24 protein-coding genes are annotated in these 26617 nt (G+C 32.5%); 3 read left to right on the forward strand and 21 right to left on the reverse strand.

The annotated features are described in order from the left end of the window. Positions 1-333 precede the first annotated feature (333 nt). The 3 genes from EPK97_RS11375 to EPK97_RS11385 are packed head-to-tail and all read right to left on the reverse strand — an operon-like array spanning position 334 to position 2931. The gene (locus tag EPK97_RS11375) at positions 334-1110 is read right to left on the reverse strand and encodes an ABC transporter permease (protein WP_162037046.1); all 777 of its coding nucleotides are present in this window, start codon (positions 1108-1110) and stop codon (positions 334-336) included. Between the two features lie 44 nt (positions 1111-1154). Beyond that, on the reverse strand, positions 1155-1931 hold the full coding sequence (locus EPK97_RS11380; protein ID WP_162036751.1) for an ABC transporter ATP-binding protein: 777 nt from the start codon (positions 1929-1931) through the stop codon (positions 1155-1157). A gap of 16 nt (positions 1932-1947) precedes the next feature. Beyond that, positions 1948-2931: an ABC transporter substrate-binding protein gene (locus EPK97_RS11385; RefSeq protein ID WP_162037047.1), complete on the reverse strand. Its 984-nt coding sequence runs from the start codon at positions 2929-2931 to the stop codon at positions 1948-1950. Positions 2932-3141: 210 nt separating this feature from the next. Here EPK97_RS11385 and EPK97_RS11390 point away from each other — a divergent pair, with 210 nt between their 5' ends. Continuing rightward, positions 3142-3882: an HAD family hydrolase gene (locus EPK97_RS11390; RefSeq protein ID WP_162036752.1), complete on the forward strand. Its 741-nt coding sequence runs from the start codon at positions 3142-3144 to the stop codon at positions 3880-3882. Positions 3883-3932: 50 nt separating this feature from the next. Here EPK97_RS11390 and EPK97_RS11395 read toward each other — a convergent pair whose 3' ends face one another. Continuing rightward, positions 3933-5822, reverse strand: a complete 1890-nt coding sequence (locus EPK97_RS11395) for a terpene cyclase/mutase family protein (RefSeq protein WP_162036753.1) — start codon at positions 5820-5822, stop codon at positions 3933-3935. 75 nt (positions 5823-5897) lie between these two features. After that, positions 5898-6656 (reverse strand): carbon-nitrogen hydrolase family protein, encoded by a 759-nt coding sequence (locus tag EPK97_RS11400; protein WP_162036754.1) that lies wholly within the window; start codon positions 6654-6656, stop codon positions 5898-5900. 260 nt (positions 6657-6916) lie between these two features. On the opposite strand from EPK97_RS11400, the gene EPK97_RS11405 reads away from it, so the two are divergent. Next, the gene (locus EPK97_RS11405) at positions 6917-7294 is read left to right on the forward strand and encodes a hypothetical protein (RefSeq protein ID WP_162036755.1); all 378 of its coding nucleotides are present in this window, start codon (positions 6917-6919) and stop codon (positions 7292-7294) included. Positions 7295-7542: 248 nt separating this feature from the next. On the opposite strand, the gene EPK97_RS11410 is transcribed toward EPK97_RS11405, so the two are convergent. The 13 genes from EPK97_RS11410 to EPK97_RS11475 all read right to left on the reverse strand — a co-directional run bounded on the left by EPK97_RS11410 (position 7543) and on the right by EPK97_RS11475 (position 23326). Further along, positions 7543-7929 carry a hypothetical protein gene (locus EPK97_RS11410; RefSeq protein WP_162036756.1) on the reverse strand — a complete coding sequence of 129 codons (387 nt, stop codon included), beginning with the start codon at positions 7927-7929 and terminating at the stop codon, positions 7543-7545. 197 nt (positions 7930-8126) lie between these two features. Next, positions 8127-8519: a hypothetical protein gene (locus EPK97_RS11415; protein ID WP_162036757.1), complete on the reverse strand. Its 393-nt coding sequence runs from the start codon at positions 8517-8519 to the stop codon at positions 8127-8129. 138 nt (positions 8520-8657) lie between these two features. Further along, complete coding sequence (locus tag EPK97_RS11420; RefSeq protein ID WP_162036758.1) at positions 8658-8987, reverse strand: hypothetical protein; 330 nt, start codon at positions 8985-8987, stop codon at positions 8658-8660. A 4-nt stretch (positions 8988-8991) separates the two neighbouring features. Further along, a complete protein-coding gene (locus tag EPK97_RS11425; RefSeq protein WP_162036759.1) occupies positions 8992-9552 on the reverse strand; it encodes a hypothetical protein in 561 nt (186 codons plus the stop codon). Between the two features lie 68 nt (positions 9553-9620). Further along, positions 9621-10040, reverse strand: a complete 420-nt coding sequence (locus tag EPK97_RS11430; RefSeq protein ID WP_162036760.1) for a hypothetical protein — start codon at positions 10038-10040, stop codon at positions 9621-9623. 126 nt (positions 10041-10166) lie between these two features. Next, on the reverse strand, positions 10167-10514 hold the full coding sequence (locus EPK97_RS11435) for a hypothetical protein (protein ID WP_162036761.1): 348 nt from the start codon (positions 10512-10514) through the stop codon (positions 10167-10169). Positions 10515-11087: 573 nt separating this feature from the next. Next, positions 11088-11243: a hypothetical protein gene (locus EPK97_RS11440; RefSeq protein WP_162036762.1), complete on the reverse strand. Its 156-nt coding sequence runs from the start codon at positions 11241-11243 to the stop codon at positions 11088-11090. Between the two features lie 44 nt (positions 11244-11287). Then, positions 11288-11455 carry a hypothetical protein gene (locus EPK97_RS11445; RefSeq protein WP_162036763.1) on the reverse strand — a complete coding sequence of 56 codons (168 nt, stop codon included), beginning with the start codon at positions 11453-11455 and terminating at the stop codon, positions 11288-11290. Positions 11456-12287: 832 nt separating this feature from the next. Then, positions 12288-12656 carry a hypothetical protein gene (locus EPK97_RS11455; RefSeq protein WP_162036764.1) on the reverse strand — a complete coding sequence of 123 codons (369 nt, stop codon included), beginning with the start codon at positions 12654-12656 and terminating at the stop codon, positions 12288-12290. A 15-nt stretch (positions 12657-12671) separates the two neighbouring features. Further along, positions 12672-19448 carry a DNRLRE domain-containing protein gene (locus EPK97_RS11460; RefSeq protein ID WP_162036765.1) on the reverse strand — a complete coding sequence of 2259 codons (6777 nt, stop codon included), beginning with the start codon at positions 19446-19448 and terminating at the stop codon, positions 12672-12674. A gap of 367 nt (positions 19449-19815) precedes the next feature. Continuing rightward, complete coding sequence (locus EPK97_RS11465) at positions 19816-20439, reverse strand: histidine phosphatase family protein (protein WP_162036766.1); 624 nt, start codon at positions 20437-20439, stop codon at positions 19816-19818. Positions 20440-20607: 168 nt separating this feature from the next. Further along, positions 20608-22179, reverse strand: coding sequence for a stalk domain-containing protein (locus tag EPK97_RS22415; protein ID WP_162036767.1), 1572 nt, complete (start codon positions 22177-22179; stop codon positions 20608-20610). Between the two features lie 109 nt (positions 22180-22288). Continuing rightward, a complete protein-coding gene (locus EPK97_RS11475) occupies positions 22289-23326 on the reverse strand; it encodes a M42 family metallopeptidase (RefSeq protein WP_162036768.1) in 1038 nt (345 codons plus the stop codon). 238 nt (positions 23327-23564) lie between these two features. Between EPK97_RS11475 and EPK97_RS11480 the strand changes: the two genes are divergently transcribed. Next, positions 23565-24290 (forward strand): EcsC family protein, encoded by a 726-nt coding sequence (locus EPK97_RS11480; RefSeq protein WP_162036769.1) that lies wholly within the window; start codon positions 23565-23567, stop codon positions 24288-24290. Between the two features lie 68 nt (positions 24291-24358). On the opposite strand, the gene ytxJ is transcribed toward EPK97_RS11480, so the two are convergent. The 3 genes from ytxJ to EPK97_RS11495 all read right to left on the reverse strand — a co-directional run bounded on the left by ytxJ (position 24359) and on the right by EPK97_RS11495 (position 26548). Continuing rightward, positions 24359-24700, reverse strand: a complete 342-nt coding sequence (ytxJ, locus tag EPK97_RS11485; RefSeq protein ID WP_162036770.1) for a bacillithiol system redox-active protein YtxJ — start codon at positions 24698-24700, stop codon at positions 24359-24361. Positions 24701-24788: 88 nt separating this feature from the next. Further along, positions 24789-25574 (reverse strand): ABC transporter permease, encoded by a 786-nt coding sequence (locus EPK97_RS11490; protein WP_162036771.1) that lies wholly within the window; start codon positions 25572-25574, stop codon positions 24789-24791. Beyond that, entirely contained in the window at positions 25571-26548 is a 978-nt protein-coding gene (locus EPK97_RS11495; RefSeq protein ID WP_170295519.1) for an ATP-binding cassette domain-containing protein, read from the reverse strand. The genes EPK97_RS11490 and EPK97_RS11495 overlap by 4 nt, the downstream gene beginning before the upstream one ends. Positions 26549-26617 lie beyond the last annotated feature (69 nt).

Consider the following 26617-nt stretch of genomic DNA (forward strand, 5'->3'; position numbering starts at 1 on the left):
TCTTTGTTACATGTTATATCCGGGTTCCCAAAAGTTTAAAACTTTTGAGCTATTTGTTTGGATTCCTGAAAATCTTTCAGGTCTCCTTAAGTTCACTCGTTATTCAGTTTTCAAGGTGCAAATATTGATTTGTTGTTGTCGTTCATTTTTTGAGAGCGACCTGTTTATCTTACAACAGATGCTTGTTTGTTGTCAAGCATTTTCTTTTGTACAATTGTCGTCCGTTTCAGTGGCGACTTGAATAATATATCACATGCAAGAGCTTAATTGCAAGCATTTTTTTAATCTTTTTTTCTATATGATAATATACTTTGTTATCACACATTTTTTATTTTACTTATTTAATCTCATCTCTAGATAAGCTACTCCCTGATACATTATCGTTGCAAAAATGGCAATAATAAATAAGCTGCCCATTACTAATGTGAAATTAAATACTTGAAATCCATAAATAATCAAATAACCCAGTCCTTGCTGAGAGACTAAGAACTCTCCAACGATAGATCCGATCCATGCTAATCCTACGTTTACCTTTAATGTTGATACTATGGTAGGAATGGAAGCCGGTAAAATGACCTTCAAAAATGTTTCACTTTTGCTAGCACCAAAAATCTGCACCACTTTTATATAATTTGAATCAATTTCCTTAAAACTATTTAAAACTACTAAAGTTGTAATGATAACGGTGATAGCAAGCGTCATTGCAATGATCGATAAGTACCCTGGTCCTAATCCTACAATAAAAAGTGGACCTAAAGCTATTTTGGGCATACTATTCAATACAACTAAAAAGGGATCTAGCACTTTTTCAAGAATTTTAGAGCTCCAAATTAAAATTGCTAACAAGGTGCCACATAAAGTTCCTAAAAAGAACCCTATCACTGTTTCAATTAATGTTGTACTTATATGAGGTAGTAAAGTTCCATCTATTAACTTCAAATATAATAGATTTAATATTTTACTAGGATAACTAAAAAGCAACACATCTACCCATTTTAATCGCCCGGCAACTTCCCATAAACTAAAAAATGATAACAAAATAAACATTTGTATGACTATAATCATCCGCTTTTCTTTTTTTTGTTTTATGGAAAAATTATTTTGAATCATATTTACAAGTGAACTTGGATCAGAATTCTTCTGTATCAAAGCGATCACCCTTTATCCCCTATATTTTCTAACTCATGCCAAATTTCATTAAATAACCTTCTAAAGTCTTCTTCTTCTCTAGTTTGAAAAGGTAGCATATTTCTAAGTACATCTGGTATTTTAATAATGTTGTGAACCCTTCCTGGTTTTCGATTTAAAATTACAACTCTATCACTCATCGCTACAGCTTCAGAAATATCATGTGTCACTAATACAGCGGTTTTATTATGCGTTTTTAAGGTTTCAAAAACTAAATCTTCTAGTTTTAATTTGGTTTGATAATCTAGAGCTGAGAATGGTTCGTCTAACAATAAGATATCTGGACGAGTTGCTAATGTTCTTACTAGTGCGACTCTTTGTCTCATTCCACCAGATAACTGATCAGGATATAAATGAAAGGTATCTGACAACCCCATTTCATTTAATAAATACATCGTATGAGATTTAGTTTCAGAGTTTAATTTTTTCATGATATCTAAACCAACTAGAGCATTGTTTAATATCGTCCTCCAAGGAAACAAATAATCATGTTGAAGCATGTAACCTACTCTATTTGAAGGACCTGATATTTTTTGATTAAAAATTGACACGCTGCCCTGAGAAGGTTTAATTAAACCTGCCAAAATGGATAAAATCGTTGTTTTCCCACAACCACTAGGACCCACAAAACTTACAAACTCCCCTGGTTCAATTGATAGGTCAATATTTTCAATTGCTAAAAGTGCCTGTTGTTCAGAAACATACACATGTGAGACATCAGTTAAATTTACAGCGTGTTTCATTCTTCTCATCCCTCTATTACTCTTGATTGTCAATTGCATTTTTAGCAAAAGAATTATTAACTAAAATTTGATGTGATGCTCTATCTTCAAGTTCCCCAGCTTCTATCATGACATCTAATAAGTTATTCCATTCATCTTCATCTACAATTGGATCTGTAGCATATGATCCTTGAACCCTATAACGATCAATGACTAATTCAATGATTTCCTCATCTATATCTTCAAAATATGGGGAGATTGCAGTTCTAATTTGTTCTATACTACTATTTTCCACCCACTTTTGAGCCCTATGAATTGCGTTCGTATATTTTTGTATTGCATCCTTGTTGTTTTTAATAAAACTATTCTTACTCATATAAACCGTATAAGGTAAATGTCCACTTTCGATACCAAAAGAAGCAACGACATATCCGATTCCTTCTTGTTCAAAAACGGTGGCAGTTGGTTCAAATAATTGAACAAAATCACCTGTTCCAGATGCAAATGCAGAAGCGATGTTAGCGAATTCAATGTTTTGAATTAACTCCATGTCATTGTGAGGATCTATACCTTGTTTCTTGAGGGTGAATTCTCCTGCCATTTGAGGCATACCACCTATGCGTTGCCCTAAAAATGTATTCCCTTTAAGTAATTCCCAATCAAAGGAAGTGATCTCTTTCCTAGAAACTAAAAAGCTCCCATCCGTTTGCGTTAACTGGGCAAAATTTATCACAGGGTCATCTGCACCTTGTTGATATACATATATCGAGGTTTCAGAACCTACAAGAGCAATGTCTATCCCACCAGCAAGCAGAGTTGTCATCGTTTTATCTCCACCCCATGTTGTTGCAAGTTCAACTTCAAGTCCTTCCTCTTCAAAAAAACCTTGTGAAAGTGCAACATATTGAGGCGCATAAAAAATAGACCTTGTCACTTCTCCAACTCGCAGAGTAGTTACTTCCTTATCTTCTTTACTACATGCAGTTAATATCGTTAAAAAAAACAACGAAAAAATAATCATAAAAACAATCAACTTTTTGCTCACAAAATCACCTTCCATCAACACTATAAAGCATCTTATGCACTCGCCCAGAAAAAGGTTAAAGGTAAAGAAAAAAATGTGATTTTAAATAGAGGATGTGTTATGATAGTTTTCATATCTAAAAAAGTCAGAATTTTTATTCTTTTAAATGGAATTATTTATATAAAGGAAAAGTTAGGAGGAGAGGAAATGAATCAATCCGTTTTATTTGATCTTGATGATACTTTAATTCACTGTAATAAGTACTATAAAGAAGTACTGGATACGTTTATCAAATTGCTTAATGAATGGTTTAGTGAACATGGCATAACAAATCAACAAATCAAAGCAAAACAATTAGAAATTGACATTCATTTGGTTGAAACTCATGGTTTCTCGGCAGAGCATTTCCCTCTATCATTAGTTAAAACCTATGAGTTTTTCAGTAAGCTTACTCTAAGAAAGTTGGACGAAACTAGAATGGGGTTACTTAAAGAATTGGGAGAAACCGTATATAGTCAAGATGTAGAAGCATATCCGAATATGTATGAAACATTAGAGAAGTTAAGAAAAAGTGGACATCACCTTCATCTATATACTGGTGGTGAAGACGCAATTCAATATAAAAAAATTAATCATTTAGGTTTAGAGGATTTTTTTGCAGATCGTATCTATATAACAAAACATAAAACAGTACATGCACTGAAAGAAATAGTAGACAAACAACAATTCAGCGTAAATGAAACTTGGATGATAGGTAATTCTTTAAGAACCGATGTTAAACCTAGTTTACAAATTGGGCTCAACACGATTCATATCCCTTGTGAAACTGAATGGAAATATAACATTGTTGAATTAAATATCAAGCCCAAAAATATATTCTACACATTAGATAGTTTAGATGAAGTTCCCGATTCCATCGATCAAGGAATCAAAAATAAATTGATTTAGGATAACTGTAAGATAATTCAAATAAAATATAAACTCACTTTTTCAATGTATCAAATTTCACTCTTTATATACTTTTTATAGTAATGACTTAATGTTATTAATGGAAATATATGATTGTAACTATGATAATAAATATATGATAAATCTGGAAATCCGGCACCAGTTGGATAATCCAGGTTTTTTTTGTTTACTACTATAAATTGAATCCCTCGTTTCATTTCTTTTGTAGGCTGATCCTCTATAGCAATTAAAGCGTCCATTACCCAAGCTGACTGAGTTGTTATACTAAAACTAAGTCTCACATACTTTTTCAAAATGTTACTTGAACACGATTCCCCCCATCCCCCATCATTATTTTGGATTGAATACAACCAACGTTTTGCCTTTTGTATGACTGGGTCTTCAACTTCTACTCCAACAGCTAATAATCCTGTTACAGCAGCCCAAGTACCATAAATGTAACAAATACCCCATTTTCCGTTCCATGATCCATCAGATTCTTGATTTCTTTTTAACCAATTTATGGCTGATTTTACTTGTGGATGATCTTTTTTTAATTTTGCATAATTCCCAAGTAACTCTAGAGTTCTTCCAGTTAAATCTGCACTGGAAGCGTCCAATGCCCCATCTTCCACATGATCAACCGGCAATATAGTAAATATTTTTTTATCTACATTTTTCTCAAATGCAGCCCATCCGCCGTCATCATTTTGCATAGAAAGAATCCAATTTAAACCACGATTCCAAGCTTGAAGAATTTTTTTATCATGTTTTGTTGTTTCATACATCGCTCTTAATACAGCAGTTGTATCATCAATGTCTGGATTTTTCGTATTTCCCTCAGTAAATCCCCAACCTCCAGATTTTCCATCTGGATTATGAATCGCCCAATCACTCTTTATACGTTGTTGTTGACCCTCTAAGTAATGGATTGAGCTTTTTATACTAGAATCTTCAAAAGCAACTCCTGCTTCTTGCAAGCTATAGGATATTAGCGCAGTATCCCAAATTTGAGAAGGTGAATTTTCCACATGTTTTAGACCATTGAAATCACATGTATATGTTTTTAATGAGTTAATTGCATTGTTTATCATTGAATGTGACTGATTATAACCAAGTGCTAAGAAGCTATAAATCATTAAACAAGTAGCACTCGTATAATTGTATAAAGTACCATCTGACTCTAATCTTTGTAACATAAACTTTTTAGTTTTTTTATAAGCTCTATTTTTAAGCAGACAAGAAATATTATATTGCTTTTTAACCTCTTCTTCGATGTAATTTCTAAAAGAGATGACGTCTTCGTGTTCAGTTGGAGACCTTTGTATATCAACGGAAGTCGAAGAAGGCATTAAATGAGATATATCTGGCGTATATTCCGTTTGTATAGAATAATTTAAATTACCTGCAATCATTATTGGTGCAAAATGTACTCTTGCATAACAGCTTAAATCAAAAAAATTCAATGGAAATTTTGTTGGAAGTAATATGAAAGTGATTGGGATTGGAAAAGGTTTTGGCCAAGGATATTGCCCATTTACTGCTAGTAATGCTTTAACCAGAAAATGAGTATTCCTCAATCCGCCCATAGAGAGGATTTGCTTTTCTGCTTTTTTCATATTTGGATCGGTTTTCTTAAAGTAACCTGAAAAAAGCAAAGCATTGTAAGCTGAAACAGAAGCAGTAATATTTCCTGGGGTTTCATCTTTATAATGCTTCCATGCTCCGTTACTTTCTTGTTTATCTACTATATATTCAGTCACTGCACGTATAAACTTTTCGTCTTGATGCTGGATTGCTCGCATGGTCATAATCATAAATGCATCAAACATCACACCATCTTGAAAACAGTAATGCCATGCGCCATTTGGAGATTGCTTTTCCTTTAAGCTTTCTGTACGACTTTTTATTTCTTGAATGATTTTACTTTCTGTAATCAAAGTTGATCATTCCTTTTTAAGTGGGTTAATAATATGTATTAATCCACTTAAAAAGCTATTCATTTCTTCACTAATTCATTTTAATAAATCTGGTTTATAACGTTTGGCTAACAAGCGATGTGCTTGTTCTATTTCGATATCTTGAACTAACAATTCCTCTACACTTTTCTGACCAATCACCAGTCTTTCACCAGAAGGGGAAATTAATGATGATGTACTTTTCTGATTTTCAATCGCATAATTAACACTCGCATAAAAAATATTATTTTCAAGACTCCTGCATGCCATGGCTTTATCAACAAATTCAGGATTGTGTTCGTTGCCAGTAAACCGAGGATGAAACACGATGCTCGCTCCACGCACAGCTGCCCACCTCACTGTTTCTGGATATCTCAGACCCTCATGACAAATGGAAATTCCAAATTTAACATGATTAATCTCAAATAGATGTCTTCCATCACCTGGGACATAACCAAAAAAATCTTCATCTGGATCAATTTGATTTTTTGTTTGATAACCTAAAACTTTACCTTTTTGATCTATTACAAATGCAACTAAATGAAGACCAAGATCGTCTTTCCATTCCATTGGTAATATGATGGATATTTTAAACTCTTTTGCTAACTCAGAAACTTCTTCTATAGCAGATGATTGAAATTCGTGGTCATATTCAGCAACTTCATACCCTACTCCTCGCAAACCAGGAATAATAGATTCTGGAAAACAAACAAGTTCACATTGATTAAGGTGTGCTTGTTTTATCATTTGTTTCACAATTTCTAATCCTTCAATTGCAGACTGGGGAAATCTTGTTTGAGCTAATCCGATTCTCATGGTATACCTCCTATTATTCACCTATAAAATTTAGTTTTCTATAGTAATGTATTATACTAGATTTACCAAAAATCTACATTGTTGAATTACAAAAGACATCAAATAATCAGATTCTATAAAATACTCGTGTTTTACAAAGCTATACTCATGGTATAGGATAATATATAAATGTCTAATCACCCCAAAAAATACTGATTATGTTTTTGTTCAATTAAATAAATATATCTTCTTAATTGGATACAAAGAAAGGAGCAGCACAAATGGGCTTAGTAAAAAAACTTCTCATTAAAAATGGTTTTCATGCATCCATTATCAACGCACCAGAATCATTCTCTCTGCCTGCTGATGAACTCCCATCAGATGTAGAGATTTCGAATCACCTTGATGGTGAATTTGATTTTATATTGTTATTTGCACACAATCAGAAGGAATTAAAAGAATATACACCAGAAATAATCTCTCAATTAAAGAAAGATGCTTTATTTTGGGTTGCTTATCCCAAAAAAAGCTCTAAGATTAATTCTGATATCACACGTGACACGGGTTGGGAAAGTTTAAAAGAATTAGGATACCAAGGTGTTTCCCTTATTTCTATAGATCAAACCTGGTCTGCTTTTAGATTACGGAATAAAGGGTAAGAAATTAAATCCTTAGAAATACGTGCTCTAGGTGTTTGTTTGATTGTAGCATCCCAATTATATTATTTAACGTCTTCCTATAAAACATTACCATTTTCTTTTCTATATACCGTACTTTCTAATTAACCAATAACAAGAAAAAAAGATCGACTCTATAGGTCGATCTATTTGACGTTCAAAAATAAATTGGATACTATTACTTTCTCACTTATTATCTTATAGTCCCTTATGCTAGTAAATCATCGCTTCTACCTTCCTAATAATGCTAGAACTATAATTATTGGAATAGCGGTTAAACAAAGGGCCACACCTATAGAGAGATAGAGCATTAATTTCCTTTTGTATGGGTCATCTTTAACATGTATATAACCACCAATCATAAATAATGGTACACCCAAAATACCAGGTAGAGCAAGAATCTCAATAATATCTATATAGATTGAGAATAATTCCAACTCTGATGTGAATCTGAAAACACCCGAAAAAAATGCGGAAGACGAAATTAAGAATAAACTTAATAGCATAGTTTTATTATATTTATGAGTATTTTTCAAACAAAAAATTACGATTCCTATAGCACTACCCCATGAAACAAGTAGATATATCGGTAAAGGCATACTATTAACTGGTATCATTCACACATCGCTCCTCATTAACCCAAAAATCTACGTTTAAGCCAACAACTACCTAGACCTATAATCGTTGCTGTTCCTACCCCTCCATTAATGACCAATAAGAAGGAAAAGAGACCGATCCAAATAGAAGATCTCTAAAATAGTTGATTGATTAGTCAATGATAATATCTCATTTATTATCATTATCCCAAAACTGATCACAACAAACCCATTAACGCTAGAACAATAATTATTGCAAGAACAAAGAAACCAAAAATCACCAATCCTGAGCCAAATATTACTAACTTCTTTCTGTACGGGTCATCCTTCGCTTGAATATAACTACCAATCAAAAGAAGTGGTGAACCCAATATTATCCCAAGTAGGGGAAGAATTTCAATGATACCTATATACTTTTGGAATAATTCCAACTCTGACGAGAGTCTGAACAGACCAGCAAAGAATGCGGAAAACGAAACTAATAATATACCTAGCAACATAAATTTATTGTATTTATGAATATTGCTCAAACAAAGAATTAATGATCCGGCAGCGCTACCCCATGCAATAAGTAAATATACAGGTAGGGAGAAACTATCAACTGGTATCATTTACACATCACCCCTATTTAACCAAAAAATCTACGTTTAAGACAACCAACACCTATGTTTGTAAACGTTTCTACTTCTACACCAAGACCATACTCTATAAGATCAGTTAAACTAGTAATGGAATGTAACTTGGGCTACTTAATTGAAAGTTATTCGTAATAGAAATCCCTTATTTCCTATCGTTGAGGATAACAAAGTATACTCGATTAAATTTCCTTTTTCTTCTCTAACATAAAATACTGAACTATATTCAATAAAGTGGAGTAGATCGAAGAATATTTTTTTCACTTCAGAAAGACAATTTTTTTTTAATTTAATATGACTTATTATTATATTTTCTTCTAAACTTATTAAAGATTCCTTTATATTAAGTTGTCTATTCAAGTAATCTTGAATTTCTGTAGTTAGACCAGTATCTATAGAACAATCCATTTGTTTGGCTAAATCGTATATAGTATTTTGATCCATTCTTTCAACCCTCTTTTCGAGACTTTATTATCTTTTTATGTAAGTAGTTTCCATGATGATCAATGGAATAGACTGTTTCTACAATTCCTTCATGATTTAATATAACTTTATTTCCTTTATGATCAGTAAATTCTAGATATTCACCACCTAAAATATCCTTTTTCATAATCCTGCTATTTTTATTATTCATTAATATTTTTCTAATTCTGTCTATAGTAAACCCTCGTTCTTCAGCACGTTTAGCCCCGTGGTATGTAAATGTAACATGAGTGGGATGCATTGGTAATATTTTTAGATAAATAATAGCTGCAATGATGAAAAGAACAATAAGGACTATTGATTGATCAATTATAAAAATATAAATTCCTGTCGAAACTAATATAGAATTGCCTAATCTCCAATTCCAAAGAAATTTTTTAAACAAAAAGACAAAGACACCATACCCAAAACTGATACATAAGAAAATCTCTCCTAAAGTTTTATATATCTCTGTAAGATATAAAGAAAAAATGAATAGTAAAACAACGCTTGATAAAACTAATAATTTATTTATAAGCTTCTTCATTCACTACACTCCATATTAACTATTACGATATATCAAATTACAGAATCGAATAAAATGTGATATTTCATTCACAAATAAGTAAACTTTGCATTAATTGCACGTTGCTCAATCTCATTAAATAGATCTTTCCCCCAAAGAAAATTAAATAGAACAATACGACTCTTTACATCATTATTACGTATAAGTTGAATTTCTTCTTTTCTTGATTTTATTTCTATAAATTGGGTGATTTCTTCCCATCTCCATTTCATTGTTGGCTCTTTAAATCTATTATCATAGTAGATGAAGTAATCTTCATTCAATTCTATTTTTTGTGCTTTTTTTAAAAATATATAAGTCATTAAAATAAAAATGAAAAGCAAAGAAAATGCTAAAATATATTCCCACCAAACAGTGGCACTAAATAATATGATTATGGAAATTATCAAAAATCCAAATAAGAAAAAATATACAGATTTCTTTGATTGGTAATAAATCTTCTTTTTCATGTAATTCATCCTTTTTATTACTGGGAAATTCGATATTATTTATTCATGTTATCTGATTAAGGTATCTTCTCATTAGGAAAAGTTTTTATGTATTAATAAAGAAAAGGAGAAATAACACCCCTTTTCTTACCAATCTCTCCATTCTTCTGTTATGTCTCCATCACATTCTAATCCAGCTATTCGAGCTCCTTTATCTATAAATTCATACAGTTCTTCTCTTTCCATTGTTTCAATAAAATAATCATATTCTTCATCTAAATCGTTTAATTTTAGTACTACTTTTTTGACACAATTCATTATTTCTTTTTCTTTTGAGTTGCTGTTTATTCGTTTTAAACAATCAATATAAGCATCTAAAGTTTCATTAACTGCATTTAAAATCTCTTCAGTAAAAATGTCGTCATCTTCATCCATTCTTTCTTTCCATATTAATGACGGTTTTGTTTTTAAAAATTGCTCCCATTGATCTTGCATAATAGTTACCTCACTCTCTGAAATAATTCCAATGATGATATGATCTTTAAAATTCCCACAAAAAATGAACTAGACGACAATAATAATATACCTAACAACATAGTTTTATTATATTTATGAGCATTTTTCAAAAAATAAGTTGATACTCCTATAGCACTACCCCATGCAACCAATAAATATAGAGGTAGAGGCATACTATCAAATAAGAAACTCATAGGTACATTGCTCCTTGGTTGACAACAATCCTAATATAATTGTTATAAATAGAAATTATCTTTAGTTGAAATTTTTGAAAAAAATTTGAATGTCAGTTATATCTAATTCGAGTTCGCAGTCAATCACTGTTTTTGCTATATGTAAAAACACATCTTCAACCTTTATATTAATACCGTTTTACTCTACAGGAAACGTAGAAAACTATACCACCAGCACTAATCACTAACTCTCGTTTTCCATTAATTAGTTGTGCACTAAATTCAAAAGTTAATTCTGTGTATACATTTCATGATACTACCGTGCCTTTCGAAAGGAAACGCCCAATTTAAGGAAAAGAGATCGACTATATTAATTTTATTATCTAGGATTTGTTAGACTATTATAAATATCATGTAAATACTCTTTATCTGGGTCGTTTAACTTTTCTTTAATACCTTCACGTGTATAAGTTAAGTTCAATTCCCCTTTTTCATCATTATCTTCAATTGCCCGAACACCATCTAAAGTTGCCAAAAAACCAAATATAGCCTCATCTATCGCTTCTTGTATAACTTCCTCTAAAATATTTTGATCATTAGCAGGTAATTGGTTATACCATTTTGATTGTAAGACATGTTTTTGTCTTGCTTTCTTCCGGGTGGTTTATTCAACTTTAAAATCACATCTTCAACCGCTGCATCTCTTACATACGTTTTAATTCGATCAATAAATAATTCGTTATTCACTCATATAACCTCTTTAAGTAAGAGTTAGGATACATCTGTTTATTTAACTCTAATTAACCCAATTATCAACTAAATATTGCTATCTTTCTCTTCCATGAATTCTAGAAAGAGATCTTGAAGTTCTCCTTCAATATCTTTTGAATCGAGAAGTAACTTAGGCTCTAAAGAACAATCTTTTAAAGATGCAAATCCATCAATTACACCTAGCATGTTTGAAATAGTATTCAATTATCCTCATTAAAATATCTTTGTTTTCCTCTGTTAGGTTATTAAAGAAATCAATTGCTGCTGTCCAGTATTCATAGTGGGATTCTTTAGTAACTCCATTCGTTGTTGCTGTATCTCTTCTACCTAAAGCATCATAGTTATAGGCTCTGTTGCCTACAGATAATAAACGATTCTTCTCAGTATTGAAATTATATTGTTTCGTTACTCCATTTTCAATAACTAGAGTACGGTTTCCTAATTCATCATATTGATACTCGATTGTATTAACAGAATACCAATAACAACAACCTATGAAAATCGTTTACTACAGCCATGCAGCATTCATATCATCCCATATCTTAACGATGTTTTACCATTTCATCGAAATCATAACGCAATTTATCAAGCTCTTCACCTGTATGTTCATTTCTTACTTCAATCACTTGACCTTCGTTATTATGAACAAAATTAATTAATATTATCTGGGTTTAAATTCTAAACAAAAGACCCGAATTTCAGACTTTTATAATGTCCAAAATTCGGGTTACATTTCACATGTTCACTCCTATGCGGCTAATTGTTTTTAGTGTAATTTTTGTAACACTTATCTATCAACTTCAACTATTTATGATTTAAACTTCTCACCTATTGTTCCATTAATTACTACTCCCATCATATATAAGAATAAGGAAAGTAATACAAAACTATAGTTTCCTCCTTGAGTAGTAAAAAACATAACATTCATTAAAATTGCAAAAAGTATTAATAATATAATATAAATCACTAGTATTTTTGTAGAGTTATTTCTATATCTCTCTTTTCTCTTTCTTATAATACTAAGAGTATAATTCACCTGAGGTAGGATAAAAACCGTTATAAAATGGAAAAGAGAATACTTTTGATCCAATGCATATTCAAAAAATAAATATCCACTCAAAAACCACAGGGGTCCAGTCATTAAATTTAATAAAAAAACTTTAAATAATAGTTTCAATTTCTACCCTCTTTTTTATTCAATTGTTGACAGTATAGGAATTGTTGTTGGTAGTATCATAAATTCTATAAGATCTTCTTTTATTTCACTAACTTTATTCCCAAATATATCTGCCACTCTTGAATTAAAGGAAATCTGAGCTAATGTATATTCTTGATTAGTCTGTATAGCATTAGCTACAATATGTGTTGACCATCCATAACGAGCATCTGAATTAGCAGCTCCTAAGCTTATAAGATGATTTATTCCTTCACCAAGCTTCTTATTCTGAGTCGAGCTTCTCACTTTCTTTGTAGCAATAAATACTGCAAAATATGCTAATGTAGCTCCAGCATATTTTACGTTTGGGTTCTGTTCTAATTGACGAATAGATTCATCTCGATTATTATAGGTGTCTAAAAAATCCTGCCATAATTCTTCACTTGGAGTCATCTGGCTATTACTAGTATACATTGAATCAAAATGTTTAATAATATTACCATTATCATCAATATCAACTGGAACCATCCCTGAATAATCTGCATACATCACTGGATTATTCGCAGCATAAGTATAAGCATTCAATGATAATACTGGATCTTTAGAAAGAAAACGGCCAATTTCAGGATCATAATAACGTGCTTTTAAATAATACTTATCGATATCAGACTCGTAATAATATCCAGTATATCTGAATGGGTTAAGATTAGCTACTTCGTTATCGATTAATGATGTTACATTTCCAAAAGCATCATATTCATATTGTGCTACTGTATTTCCATTTTCATCCGTCATGCGTATGACATTTCCGTGTTTATCATAATGATACCAATACTGTTCATTTTGATAACTCATAAAGATGGGTGCATCTCCTCCACCATAAGTGAAACGGTATACTTTTCCATCGCTTTGCGTTACATATGAAATACGACCTCCATCATAATGGAATTCTTTAGTAATCCCATTGTTTGTTGCTGTATCTCTTCTACCCAACGCATCATAAGTATATTGAGCTATCGTAGTAGTACCTTGTTTTACTTCTTGTAACATTTGATCGTCACCCCATACGTACGTATAGGTTCCATCATCAATGATATTTCCGTTAGCATCATAGTTATAAGCTCTGTTGCCTACAGATAATAAACGATTCTTTTCAGTATTGTAATTGTATTGTTTTGTTACTCCATTTTCAATAACTAGAGTACGGTTTCCTAATTCATCATATTGATACTCGATGGTTGTATCATCAGAATATTCCTCTAATAATAACTGACCCATGGAATCATAAGTGTACTCTATCCATGCAGCATTCATATCGTCCCATATCTTAACGACATTACCATTTGCATCGAAATCATAACGGAATTTATCTAGAACTTCACCTGCATGTTCATTTCTTATTTCAGTAACTTGACCTTCGTTATTATGAACGAAATACATTCCTGTATCATTACTATTATACGTTTTTACTAATTGATTTCCTTCATTAAATAAATACCAAGCATTTCGATTTGTTGAAACATCATGGAATTGTTTTAATTGACCAGAACTATCATAAGTGTATTCATTGTTCCAAGTTGTAGCTCCATAAGTGACTGCTACATTTGTACGTTGTCCTAAATCATTATAGGTATTTGTAATATAGTTACTTCCATTTGGTTCAATTAACTTTGTTAACCGATTCATAACATCAAATTCAGCTGAAAATCGAGATGAATCTGTACCAAAACCAACTAAATTATGATTAACATCATACTCATAGTTAAATTGCTTAGACGAATTTCCGCTAGCATTGTTAAAAGATAAATCCGTTAACCTTCCTGCATTGTCATAACCCATTTGGGTAGATTGACCACTTGGAAGAAATATTTTTGCTAAACGGGCTGAAGTATCATAATTGTAAGTCAATGCATTTTGAGAAGTTGTTCCATTTATAGTTACATCTTCTTCCATTCTTGCAAGCTGATTTAACTCATTATATTGGAAAGACAACCATGTGTTAAAATTCGGATCTGTAATGGATGTTATATTCCCATTGTTATCATATTGATAAGAAATTGATTTTTCAACAATATTGTTATTAAGCGCTCCTTGATACGAGAAATTCTGTATTGTTTTCTGATCGTTCATATTATATTCAAAAGAAGTTCTGTTTCCTAATGCATCTGTAATGTCCAAAATATTACCCGTTGTTGATTCTGGAGTCATGCTTACCTGATTTCCATTAGGAGAAGTGACTTTGTTTACATAATTACCTGAATTATCATATTGTACTTGTGTTCTAAACTCGCCCTCTTGCAATCTAATATTATCAAAATAAGCTACTCCACTACCTGCTCGCATTTGTACTCCTACAGCAAGTTTCTCAGTACCTCTAGGTAAGTTAGAAGAATCTACAGTTAAGGAAACTCTTTTCCAATCTGTTGAGTCTGTTATTTCATTTGAAGCAACTTGTCCTATCCAAGTTCCTGATTGATCATAAGCATGTACAAGTAATACGGCAGAAGAACTTACATCTACGGTTTTAATGTAACCAACTGCAGTATAAGTTTTGCTTGAATCAAATGGTACTAATTCACCTGTTCTCGTTGCACTTTCCCAACTTGTAGGATTAACCATTTTTAATGAGTGACTTCCTGTATACACATTTCCGTTTGAAGTATTTAGATCTACCCATTGTCCTGTTAAATTGCCATTTCCAGATGAACGATACCAACCATCAGGCCAGCCACTATTGTCATAATCATATTCAAATGATGAATTATCTACATAATTATATTTAGATATCGTTGAAGAAGGCACATCCACTACTGTGAATTTCACATCATCGAACCAAGCTTTAGCATCCATTGGCATATGATTAAATGTTGGAATTACAGCAACATATTCAAAATCTTTTTCAGCTTCGATGACCCTTGAAATTTCCTGCCAATCTAGCTTATTTCTATCAAATGTAACCCCTAACCAATTATAAGTTCCATCTGTATATTTAAACTCTAGTTGTAATCCCCAAAATCCACCAGTAGATGGAACATTCTCAGGTTTACTATATCCAGATAAATTAAATTTCGTTCCTTTTGGTCCAGATAAATATAGAGTTTGTTTAACATATTTGTAATCGTTTGGAGTGCCTGATATTTTTTCAGAAGCAACCCCATGAATTTTTTCAGAGTAATCGATATTAATTCCTTCAGTGTCTACGCTAGGATACCATTCATCAGCTAAAGAAGTTTGATCGATGTCGTTATCAAAACTTTGATTCGTTACTAAAATATTACCTGAACGTCCAGAACCTGTTTCAAACATTAAATTGTCAAACCAAGCTTCCCCTGTTCCTTGAATGCCCACTTGAATTGTTGCTTTAAATGCATCATTAGGAGCGACGATCCCAGTAGATTTCCGTTGCCAATCTGTTCCCCATGAGCCTGCTTTACTAACAGATAAGTTAGACACATCAGAAATTTTTGTACCATCACTTCGATACCATGAAACTAACATCTCTGTTGATGTATTGCCTCCTAATTTCATGCTGGCACTTAAGCTGTAGGTCATTTCTGGTGTGACTTCCATTGAATATTCCATTTGACCATATAATCCACTTGTACTGTTGGATTTCATATGAAGTGATTGGTAACCGTCATCTTGTTGATCCGTACTAATTTCGAAAGCTTCACCACTTTGTAAACTTCTTGTAGTATCCCAACCTTGTGGCGTACTGCCGTATTCAAGCCCACTATTATATACCAAGTTATTGGCTAAGCTCATTGCTTCTGAGACGCTAACCATATTTCCATTATTCTCATAATCCATCATCACAGTTTTTCCTGTTGGATCAGTAATGTCCGTAGGGTTATTATTGTTATCGTAACTAATACCTTCAACATTATTTAACGGATCCTTTGTGGAAATTACATTGTTATCGATATCATAGTTTTGATTAATCGTATTCCCATCAGGTGTAGTTATGTTTAATGGTAACCCATTATTTCCATAAGTGATTTTGGTCGTTTGATCATTTGGTCTTATAATTTCATACAAAAAGTTTTTTGCATCCCACTTATAAACTGTTGTAGCAGTATCTGTATCATTTAATTTAACATCCTCCTGTACAACATGACCATTATCATTCGAATGATATACGGTTCTTTCTCCATTCATACCTTCCACTGTTACTAAACGAGGAGAAACACTTGTATCGTAAGTGTATGTGTTTGTAATGGATGCTCCATTTAGTGTTCTGGTTACATCCATGATGCGATCATACTCATCATAATTATAACTTGTTACATTGCCTTCAGCATCTGTTACTGACGCTAATAAAGAAGTTCCTGGTTTATACGTGTAAGAGCTAGTAATAGTTTCAGAACCATCTGTAACCGTAACAGATTCTAATAAATGTGAACTATTGTATGCATATTGAGCCCTTCTGCCTTTAGGATCAATTACATAATCAACTTTTCCATCTCCAACTTTAAAATGAACAGTTGTTACTCTACCTGAGGCATCGGTGATACGTAATTCATTTGCATTTTTGTCTTCTGTAAAGGTTGTTACATTCCCCTTTGCATCTTCTATTTGGAGAAGATCTCCTGTAAATCTACTAAAATAATAAGTGGTTTGATCCGTAGTAGTTAGTAAAAAGTCATCTGAAATTGGATCTACACTTAATGACGCGGTTGTACCTGCTGGTGGTGAATATTCAGTCACATCCGTTCTTTCATATACCTTACGTACACCCGTTCTATCCTGCACCGTTACAGAACCGTATAAATCCCACACTCTCATATCTAATACAGAATGCCAATTGGAGCCAAATAATGAAGTAGGGACTCTTGAGTCTTCACGACTATTATAAGTTCTGCCTACAACTACATCAAAACCAAGTCCTGATGTTGCTAAATCTATTGCAGATAAAGATAAATTTCCTTTATACGGCATGACACCATCACCCGTATAGGTCCAATAATGATTCACACCTACTGGATCTATAATATATTCAATGGTCATATTTGGATGATAAGGTGCATCACTATGATTACTTGAAGTAAAACCTACTGCTTCTGCAGAATCCGGATTCGTAACCAATGCAATACCATTATTTGCTTCATATCCTTCATACCAATCTTTTAAAAAGCTAGTTAAATCAAAATTTGACCAGCCTGAGGAAGAAACATCAAATGATTGAACTACTGAACCTTTTTGAGGTCGATTGTTCCAATCTACACCACCTTCATGCCACCACTCACTAATGGAATATACATCCACTGTTGTTGAGGTTGTTTTTGGCAAATAATTATATAATGAACCTTCTGCTTGAATGACTTTTGCTCCGTCAGGTAATGAAGGTAGCGCAAAACGAATGTAAGCTTCCGCTGTTCCTCCTTCAAATGATCCTGCATATACATGATCGTAATACTTATAGTTTGTTGTTGGTGTTGCACTATTTACATACGTATCATCAAATGGTTTATAGGAGACATCAATTGTTGGATCTATAACGATAGGAAATTTTCTCTTATTGTCTTGAATCCAACTCGGATCAGCCTCAATATTAAGGAAGACTTTGCCATCTTCTTCACGAATTTCCTGAGTTACAGCATCAGAGTAATCTTTGTTTTTCTTAGCATCAAACATAAATGGCTTTGGTATGATAAATGCAAATTCAGATGTATCTGCATATTGAAATTCTATTGAACCATCTTCCAATGCTGTATAGTTAAGATTATCTAATAATAACTCAAATGAATAAGAGGTAGGAGCATCACTAGAATGTAAAATGATTTCTTCTTTTAACTTGTCAGATTCAACATAATATAGGAAATCTGTATTTTTATAAATTTGTTGATATGAAATCTTATTATCTAAAAATTCACCGACACTAGACTTTGCATTAACTGGATACATTTCAATCCTAGCATTTTTTATTTCTAATTGAGTTATCGGCTCATCATCTACATTTGTTAATGGCTCAGTTACTTCTACTGGCTCTTCAACCACTGGAGCCTCTACTGGTTCAGTTACTTCTACTGACTCTTCAGTTGTTGGCTCTTCTACTGGCTCAGTTACTTCTACTGGCTCTTCAACCACTGGAGCCTCTACTGGTTCGGTTACTTCTACTGGCTCTTCAACCACTGGAGCCTCTACTGGTTCAGTTACTTCTACTGACTCTTCAACCACTGGAGCCTCTACTGGTTCGGTTACTTCTACTGGTTCTTCAGCCACTGAAGCCTCTACTGGCTCAGTTACTTCTACTGGTTCTTCAGTTGCTGGCTCCTCTACTGGTTCTTCAGTTGTTGGCTCATCTACTCGCTCAGTTACTTCTACTGGTTCAGTTACATCTACTGGTTCTTCAACCACTGGAACCTCTGTTACTTCTTCTATCAAAGTTGATCCAATCGTTTCAGTGAATTGAACTTCAAATCTATTAGCTTTGTTTTTAAAATCTAGTTCTTTTTTGGGTTTATCTTTTTTTGGTTTATCCTTTTCAGAATTATGTACCAAATTATTATCAATTTCTTTCCACTGTTTAGTTTCTTTATCTTGATAAAAAATACTTTCTTGACTTACTTCTGCAACAAACGTACCATCATCCTTAATAAAATGTTTAGTGTTTGTTGTTCGCCATTCAGGTATCTCTACAATAGAACCTTTTGGTAATTTGTCAGGAAATTTTAATTTATCTTTTTTTTCTGCTATTGGTAATGGTTTGTCTTTTTCTATCTTTGTAGCATTTGCAGTAGGTACCAATAACGAAAAAATGAGTAAAAAACTTAACATTACATTAATAAATCGAAAACTTCTTTTTTTTAACATGAATAATAAATTCCTCCCAGATGATATTCTTAGATATTTTCCTAGTAATTCTTATGTAATACCCCCCCCTATCTGTCCACTCTCCTTCTACAATATTAATTAAACATTAAAATAACATTAAGAAAACACTAAGATAACGTTAAATATAAAATGAGGCGGAATTTAAATCAAGTAAATATTATTGGTTTTGAAGGGATAATTTACATATTTTTTAACACTTTTTTAAGATAAAAAAAATATTACTCTGATTCTGTAGATTATTATATCTTCAAAATAGAATAACCAAGTGTAATAAAATACACTTGGTTATTGAAAAAAAATGATGAAACCTAAAATCATATACTATTTGCAAACTATCAGATTTTTATTAAGCCAATTCCTTATAATGAGAGGTATCTCCATGCAAACGAATAAAAGCCTCATCCCTCTCAATTTCTACCATACTAAGACTAGTTTGATGAATATGTGGAGAATCCCAAAAATCCATCAATTCTTTCTTCTCAAAGTAAGACATAATGGTTTTTAATGTAAGGCCATGTGTTACAATTAAAATCGTTTTCCCTTTGTGTTTTAATAAAATATCCTTTACAAACGGGATTACCCGATTATGCAAATCCTGAAAAGTTTCTCCCCCCATCGATTCATATAAATGGGGTGTTTTCCAAAATGCATGGTGCTGTTCAGGATATTTTTGTTCAAGTTCACTAATGATCTGCCCTTCCCATTCTCCCATGTTTATTTCTTTTAATACATCTGATGGAATGATCTCTATTTCTCTTTGATTCCTGACAAGCTTGGCTGTTTCCCTCGTTCTTCCACTTGAACTAGTATAAATAATATCAATCGCTGTTTCGTTCAATGACTCTCCTAACCACTCTGCTTGTTGAATCCCTAACGAAGTTAATGGAGAATCTTTGTGACCCTGCATTCTTTTTTCTAAATTCCACTCGGTTTGTCCGTGTCTAGTAATATACAGTTTTGTAGTTGTCAAGTGATTTCCTCCTAATTGTACTTGTTTCTATAATTTATATTAGTCTATCATATATCATTTAACAATTACCTTTCTCTTTGATTTTCTCATGTACTTTTTCTAACTGCTTAAACAAAAAAAAAAAGGTATTGGTGTAAATCACCAATACCCGTTTTCTATTTTGTTAGTTTAATATTCTTTTGTTATCGTAATACGTTTTATATCATTATCGTAATAAATTTCACTATCTAAATTTTCTACAATAAATCTTAGTGGTACAAAAGATTTTCCATCAATAATGATTACGTTTGTTTCCAGTTGAACAGTTTCACCATCTACCAACACTTCATTGTTTTCAATTGCAAAAACAAGCTCTTTACCCGTTATGTTGTCAACAATGTTAATCTGTTTAGTATCTCCATCCCATTTCACATTAGCATCCAATTCATTAGAAACATAACGCAATGGTGCATAAGTTACTCCATTTTCTACAAATGGCTCATCAAAAAGATGCGCTAACTCTTTATCATCCTGAGGATACAATAAAACTTCCATTTGATTCAGTTCCATTAAACTTAACAATTGATATAATGAAGATGTTTTATCCATTTCTTTAAATAAAAACGCAGGAGAAGAAGCATTTTCTATATCCATAATGTTTATTGCATTCGTAGTATCAATTTCATCGATTTCTACATCTCCATCTATATTCCACATTTCATTTTCACCGTGAAATTTAAATCCTTTAATTGCAGAAAACTCTTCCAATTCAGGTTGAATAACTAATTCCATTGCTTGTTTACGAATGTTTAAATCTTTATCTACGAATAAATCCAATGTTAAATAATTTTCTTCGCTGAAAATAGCATCTATTGTTGGATCATTATTAAATTCCTCAAGCATCACATCTAATTCTTCTACAAAAGGTTTAACTTCTGTGATTAATGTTGTATAAACGAACTCAATAGCTAGATCTCTATTTAACATCAATTGCATACTAGGATCCAATAGGTCTTCTTCTGTCATTACAGATTCCATGATTGGTATATATAAGTCATACAATTCTGCAATTAATTGCTTTAGTTTCTCTTCATCTTCAAACATATTTTGAATCGTTTCTACCAATAAAGGTAGCAATTCACTGCCATTGATTTTAATGTGAACTTTCTTTAAATCAACATCTTGCCCATTGATTTCCTCTTCTACACTATCAACAGTAACAGTTGAAGGGTTCGGTGCGTTACTGATTATAAAATCAGCAATAAGTTTTTGTAAGTCTATGCTCGTTTGTTGAAAATCTTCAAGATCAGATATCGATTCAAATGATTCATTAGAAATTTCTTCTAGTGAATCTAATCCTAAATGAATTGGTTTTTCAATACCATCGATTAAAAATGTGTAATTAAGTTCACTATAATGTTGATTCAAAACTAATTCAAAAGGAATGTCTTCCAATACAGGTAACTGTAAAGATCCTTTCATTGATTGTTTAAATGCATCTTCAGATTTAATATCATCGATTACTAATTTCACATTGTTTACATATTCTAAAATTTTTGCCTCATCTTCTGATAGTTCTACACTTTCATCAACAATAAATTCGAAAGAATATTCCCCAGAACCTTCATATGTAGATACATCAAACTGTGATATAAGTGCTTTGTTTATGTCTACTCCTCCAACAGATTGACAACCAGTAAGTATGATTCCCATAAACAGAACAAATACCCCTGCAAATGAAAAGACTTTATTTCTTTTCACAACAAATCCTCTCCCTTTTTTCTTTTTTAAAATAAGCTCATTACTATTAAACGTAATTCTATGAAAAAAGTTTCATTTTTAAAAAGTAAAATTGTGTAAATTCTATGAATTATTTGAGAACATAGGCAGAAATTAAAGCACCTGTATTGATAATTGCTTTCATGTGAGTACGTTCCATACTATGGGATGCATGTACACCAGGACCAATTAATGCAGCTCGTATGTCATTCCCTCCGTTTAAAGCTGCAGATGCATCTGAACCATACTGTGGATAGATGTCTACTACATAATCTATTTCCTCTTCTTTAGCTAATTCGATTAACCTACTAGTCATATCATAGTCATATGGACCTGAAGAATCTTTAGCGCAAATGGAAACATCTAATTCTGAGCAAGATAAATCGTCTCCAATAGCCCCCATGTCAATCGCAATGAATTCTTCAATATCTTGAGGGATGAAGGCTGCTCCATGTCCTACTTCCTCATATGTAGTAATAAAGATTTTGATTGTTTTTTCCGGTTGAATATTTTCTCTATTCATCAATTCCATAAATCCAAACAAAGCGGCTACACTTGCTTTATCATCCAAATGTCTAGATTTTATAAATCCATTTTCAAATAATTTTGGTCTAGCATCAAAAGAGATAAAATCCCCGACACGAATCCCTAATTCTTCTACATCTGATTTAGAATGTACGATCTCATCAATACGAACTTCCATATTTTTATCTTCACGTTTCATATCTCTTGCATCTTTATATACATGAACAGATGGATGTGTCGTTAGAATCGTTCCTTCATATACACGTCCATCTCGTGTATGGATTTTACAATACTCACCTTCAATTGCATTCAACATATACCCACCGATAAGTGTTAGCTTTAAAGTTCCTTCCCCAGTAATAGAACGTACCATGGCACCTAAAGTATCTACATGAGCAGATAAACCAAGACACTGATCTGTAGCACCTTGAATCGTAATTAAACCATTCCCTTTATTCGTTTTTTCAAATGAGAACCCAAGTTTTAAAACTTCCTCCTCTACTTTCTTCATAATATCATGACAAAATCCACTTGGACTTGGAGTAGATAATAACTTCATCAGTATGTCTTCTACATATTTTTGATCGATTTTTGACCTAAACATAACTTCACCACTTTAACCTTTATTTTTTTGTGTTCTATATTGAAATATGAAGGAAAAGATACAAACTGTCAAGATGGAATAAACATCCATCAAACATTTAAATGTTAAGGCTTTATTTAATAAATTCAGCATATATATTATTCTTCAATTTTAAAAATAGTGTTACAATAACTTCATATAAAATGTGTGGTTTTTTGTTTGTAGAGTTATATTTTTTTAAAGAAAGGTATTTGATTTCATGAGATATGAAGAACAAATTAATTTAGAGTTACAACAATGGATACTTCAATTGCAAAAAAAACCTGGAATCTTAGAAAAAAGTTCTAGAGGTTTATCAAAAAAAATAAATCAAAAAATCCCCAAAAAAGCACATGATACCATAACTGCAGCAATAAAAGGTATGATACAATCCATTATTTATGGTGTTGACATTACTCCTAAGGGAAAAGTCCTAGCTACTGAATTACCTCTACAAATCAAGGATCAAAAAGCAAAAGAATGGATTAAAAAATATAAAAAAATAGGAGCGATTGAAGGTGCAGGAACAGGAGCTGGAGGTATTTTTTTAGGATTGGTTGATTTCCCAGCACTTTTATCTATAAAAATGAAGCTTCTATTTGAATTAGCTCATATTTATGGATTTAATACAAAGTATTTTCACGAAAGATTATACATCCTGAATATTTTTCAATTAGCTTTTTCTGGCTATGATCACCGATTAAAAACATTAAGCAGCATTCATAACTGGGATTCAACAGCGAAAACTTTAAATGACCCTGACAGCATTGATTGGGAGAAGTTCCAACAGGAGTATCGGGATTCTTTGGATTTTAGAAAAATGTTGCAAATGCTTCCTGGTATTGGTGCTGTAGTAGGAGCATGGGCTAATTTTGGACTTATACAGGAGCTTGGTGATACAGCGATGAATTGTTATCGATTGCGAATATTAAAAAGCGAGGTATAATGGAAAATCCCACAAAATGATTCCGCAACAAGAACCATTTTGTGGGTTTATCATTTATATTAATTCTTTTAATCCAACACTGCTTTCATGTGTTCTTCTGTTATGGACCAATGGGATGCATTCCAGTAAGGTTCTCGATTTTTTACATAAATCACTTGTGGAGATTCATGCTTAACATTTAAATCTTCAGCAATCTGATTAGATACAGGTCTTGATTCGATGACCTTCACCATTAAATATTCCACTTCTTCATTTGGTTTAGTTGTTAAGTATTTTTCAAACTCACTCAAACCATTTGAGCTTACAGGGCAAGTCGTACTATGTTTTAAAATTACAAAGGGATTTTCTCTAGATCCATCAAAATAACTTTTCCATTCCTCTAAAGTAGTAATTTCTTTCCATTCTTTCATGATAACACCTCATCTTTTATTATCTTTATATCGTTATTTGTTCGTTAATTCACCAAGCCTTATCATACCACAACCTCATTTTAGTAACCTAATCACGACTCACTGCTTTTTTCGCACTTAAAGATGCAAATGTTATCGTAATGGAACAAATCAATACAATCACTAACGCTGCATACAGCAACGGCTCAGCTTCCCACCCTTCAATTAATACCGAGCGCATACCATCAAAAATGTATGTAGTGGGATTTATTTTTGAAACAAACTTTAACCAATCTGCTTCAATAAGTTCATAAGGAACAAATGTTGTACTTAAAAAAACTAGTGGGAAAAAGACAAAGGTTCCTGCTTGCGAAGCCTGAGCATCCTTCGTTTTCAAAGCAAAAGCCACAGAATATCCTGCAAACGCTAGTCCAAACCCAGCAGCTAATAAAATAACAACGATCGCTCCTCCAAACCCAGCTGCTATTTCTAATCCCATCCATAAACCTACCAATAGAATTAATACCGTTTGAATAAATAGTTGAATCATCCCAGCTATTATTGGACCTAATACGATGGCTATTCTTGAGGTTGGAGTTAAAAGTAGCCTTGAAAAATATCCATTTTCTAAATCTCGTACTAATGATTGTCCTGCTCCTCCAGACCCACCTATTGCTCCACTTACAATGGATACGGGTAAAATAAAAGCAAGATAACTAGCTCCATCAAAGGCAGGAATATTGGAAATTCCACTTAGACCCGCTTGGTACACGACTAAAAAAAATAAACTAATGATGATATTAGGTATGAATATAAATGGATTTCGGAATATAGCAATTGTACTTCGTTTTGTCATTAAATATGTATCAACAATAAAAGTAGAGGTTGGATTCATTTAGACACCACCCCTTCCTGTCTCTTTCCCTTCTCTTCTAGATGATCCCCTGTCACCTGTAAAAAAACATCATCGAGAGTCGGCGGCGCTAAATTCAAACTTATAGGAGGAATGCCTTCTCCGTCTAATTTCCGAACCATTTCTGGTAGACAATCTGCACCGTTATCTACATAAAGAGTTAGTTCTTCATTAGTCAGTCTAAAATCTTTCATCCATGGAGTTAGTACATCTTTTGCTTTTTCTGCATCCTCTATTTGATGAAAAGTTAAATCAATTACATCCATACCTACCGTTTTTTTCAATTGTTGTGAAGTTCCTGAAGCAACAATTTCACCCTTGTTAATGATAGAGATTCTATCGGCTAATTGATCAGCTTCTTCTAAATACTGTGTTGTTAAAAAAATAGTAGTTCCAAACTCTCGATTCAAAGTTCGTATTTCATCCCAAATCGCATTTCTGTTATATGGATCTAAACCCGTTGTTGGCTCATCTAAAAATAGGATTTCAGGTCGATGAACAAGACACAGTGACAAATCTAATCGTCTACGCATACCTCCAGAGTATTTTCCAACTTTACGATCAGCATCATCTGTTAAGTTTATTAATTCTAATAATTCTTGAGCACGTTTTTTTGCATCTGACTTTGAGAAGCCAAACAATCTTGCTTGCAAGTGTAATAATTCCCTTCCAGTAAGGGAAGGATCTATTCCAGTTTCTTGTAAGGCAACACCTATTTTTCTTCGAATGGAAAATGGGTCTTTCTCTACGTCGAATCCTGATACAACTGCACTGCCAGAAGTTGGATTAAGTAAGGTTGTGAGCACTTGTATCGTTGTTGATTTTCCTGCACCATTAGGTCCTAAAAATGCAAAGAACTCCCCTTCCCTAACCTCAAAGGATATGTCTTGAATTGCTTTCACATCTCCTTTAAAGGTCTTCACTAAATTTTGAACAACGATAGCATGATCAGACAAATGATAACCTCCTTATGGTTTCCCATTTATAGGTATACTTTATTATCATTGTAGAGTATTTCCATCTGA

It is taken from the genome of Chengkuizengella sediminis (assembly GCF_010078385.1).
GTDB lineage: Bacteria > Bacillota > Bacilli > Paenibacillales > KCTC-33759 > Chengkuizengella > Chengkuizengella sediminis.

Bases quoted from the DNA above. Each gene is read 5' to 3' on its own strand.
- EPK97_RS11490 (WP_162036771.1), bottom strand. From the start codon at position 25,574: ATGAATCCAACCTCTACTTTTATTGTTGATACATATTTAATGACAAAA.
- EPK97_RS11380 (WP_162036751.1), bottom strand. From the start codon at position 1,931: ATGAAACACGCTGTAAATTTAACTGATGTCTCACATGTGTATGTTTCT.
- EPK97_RS11385 (WP_162037047.1), bottom strand. From the start codon at position 2,931: ATGATTATTTTTTCGTTGTTTTTTTTAACGATATTAACTGCATGTAGT.
- EPK97_RS11375 (WP_162037046.1), bottom strand. From the start codon at position 1,110: ATGATTCAAAATAATTTTTCCATAAAACAAAAAAAAGAAAAGCGGATG.
- EPK97_RS11425 (WP_162036759.1), bottom strand. From the start codon at position 9,552: ATGAAGAAGCTTATAAATAAATTATTAGTTTTATCAAGCGTTGTTTTA.
- ytxJ (WP_162036770.1), bottom strand. From the start codon at position 24,700: ATGAAAGAATGGAAAGAAATTACTACTTTAGAGGAATGGAAAAGTTAT.
- EPK97_RS11405 (WP_162036755.1), top strand. From the start codon at position 6,917: ATGGGCTTAGTAAAAAAACTTCTCATTAAAAATGGTTTTCATGCATCC.
- EPK97_RS11480 (WP_162036769.1), top strand. From the start codon at position 23,565: ATGAGATATGAAGAACAAATTAATTTAGAGTTACAACAATGGATACTT.
- EPK97_RS11390 (WP_162036752.1), top strand. From the start codon at position 3,142: ATGAATCAATCCGTTTTATTTGATCTTGATGATACTTTAATTCACTGT.
- EPK97_RS11400 (WP_162036754.1), bottom strand. From the start codon at position 6,656: ATGAGAATCGGATTAGCTCAAACAAGATTTCCCCAGTCTGCAATTGAA.
- EPK97_RS11430 (WP_162036760.1), bottom strand. From the start codon at position 10,040: ATGAAAAAGAAGATTTATTACCAATCAAAGAAATCTGTATATTTTTTC.
- EPK97_RS11410 (WP_162036756.1), bottom strand. From the start codon at position 7,929: ATGATACCAGTTAATAGTATGCCTTTACCGATATATCTACTTGTTTCA.
- EPK97_RS11435 (WP_162036761.1), bottom strand. From the start codon at position 10,514: ATGCAAGATCAATGGGAGCAATTTTTAAAAACAAAACCGTCATTAATA.
- EPK97_RS11475 (WP_162036768.1), bottom strand. From the start codon at position 23,326: ATGTTTAGGTCAAAAATCGATCAAAAATATGTAGAAGACATACTGATG.
- EPK97_RS11420 (WP_162036758.1), bottom strand. From the start codon at position 8,987: ATGGATCAAAATACTATATACGATTTAGCCAAACAAATGGATTGTTCT.
- EPK97_RS11460 (WP_162036765.1), bottom strand. From the start codon at position 19,448: ATGTTAAAAAAAAGAAGTTTTCGATTTATTAATGTAATGTTAAGTTTT.
- EPK97_RS11415 (WP_162036757.1), bottom strand. From the start codon at position 8,519: ATGATACCAGTTGATAGTTTCTCCCTACCTGTATATTTACTTATTGCA.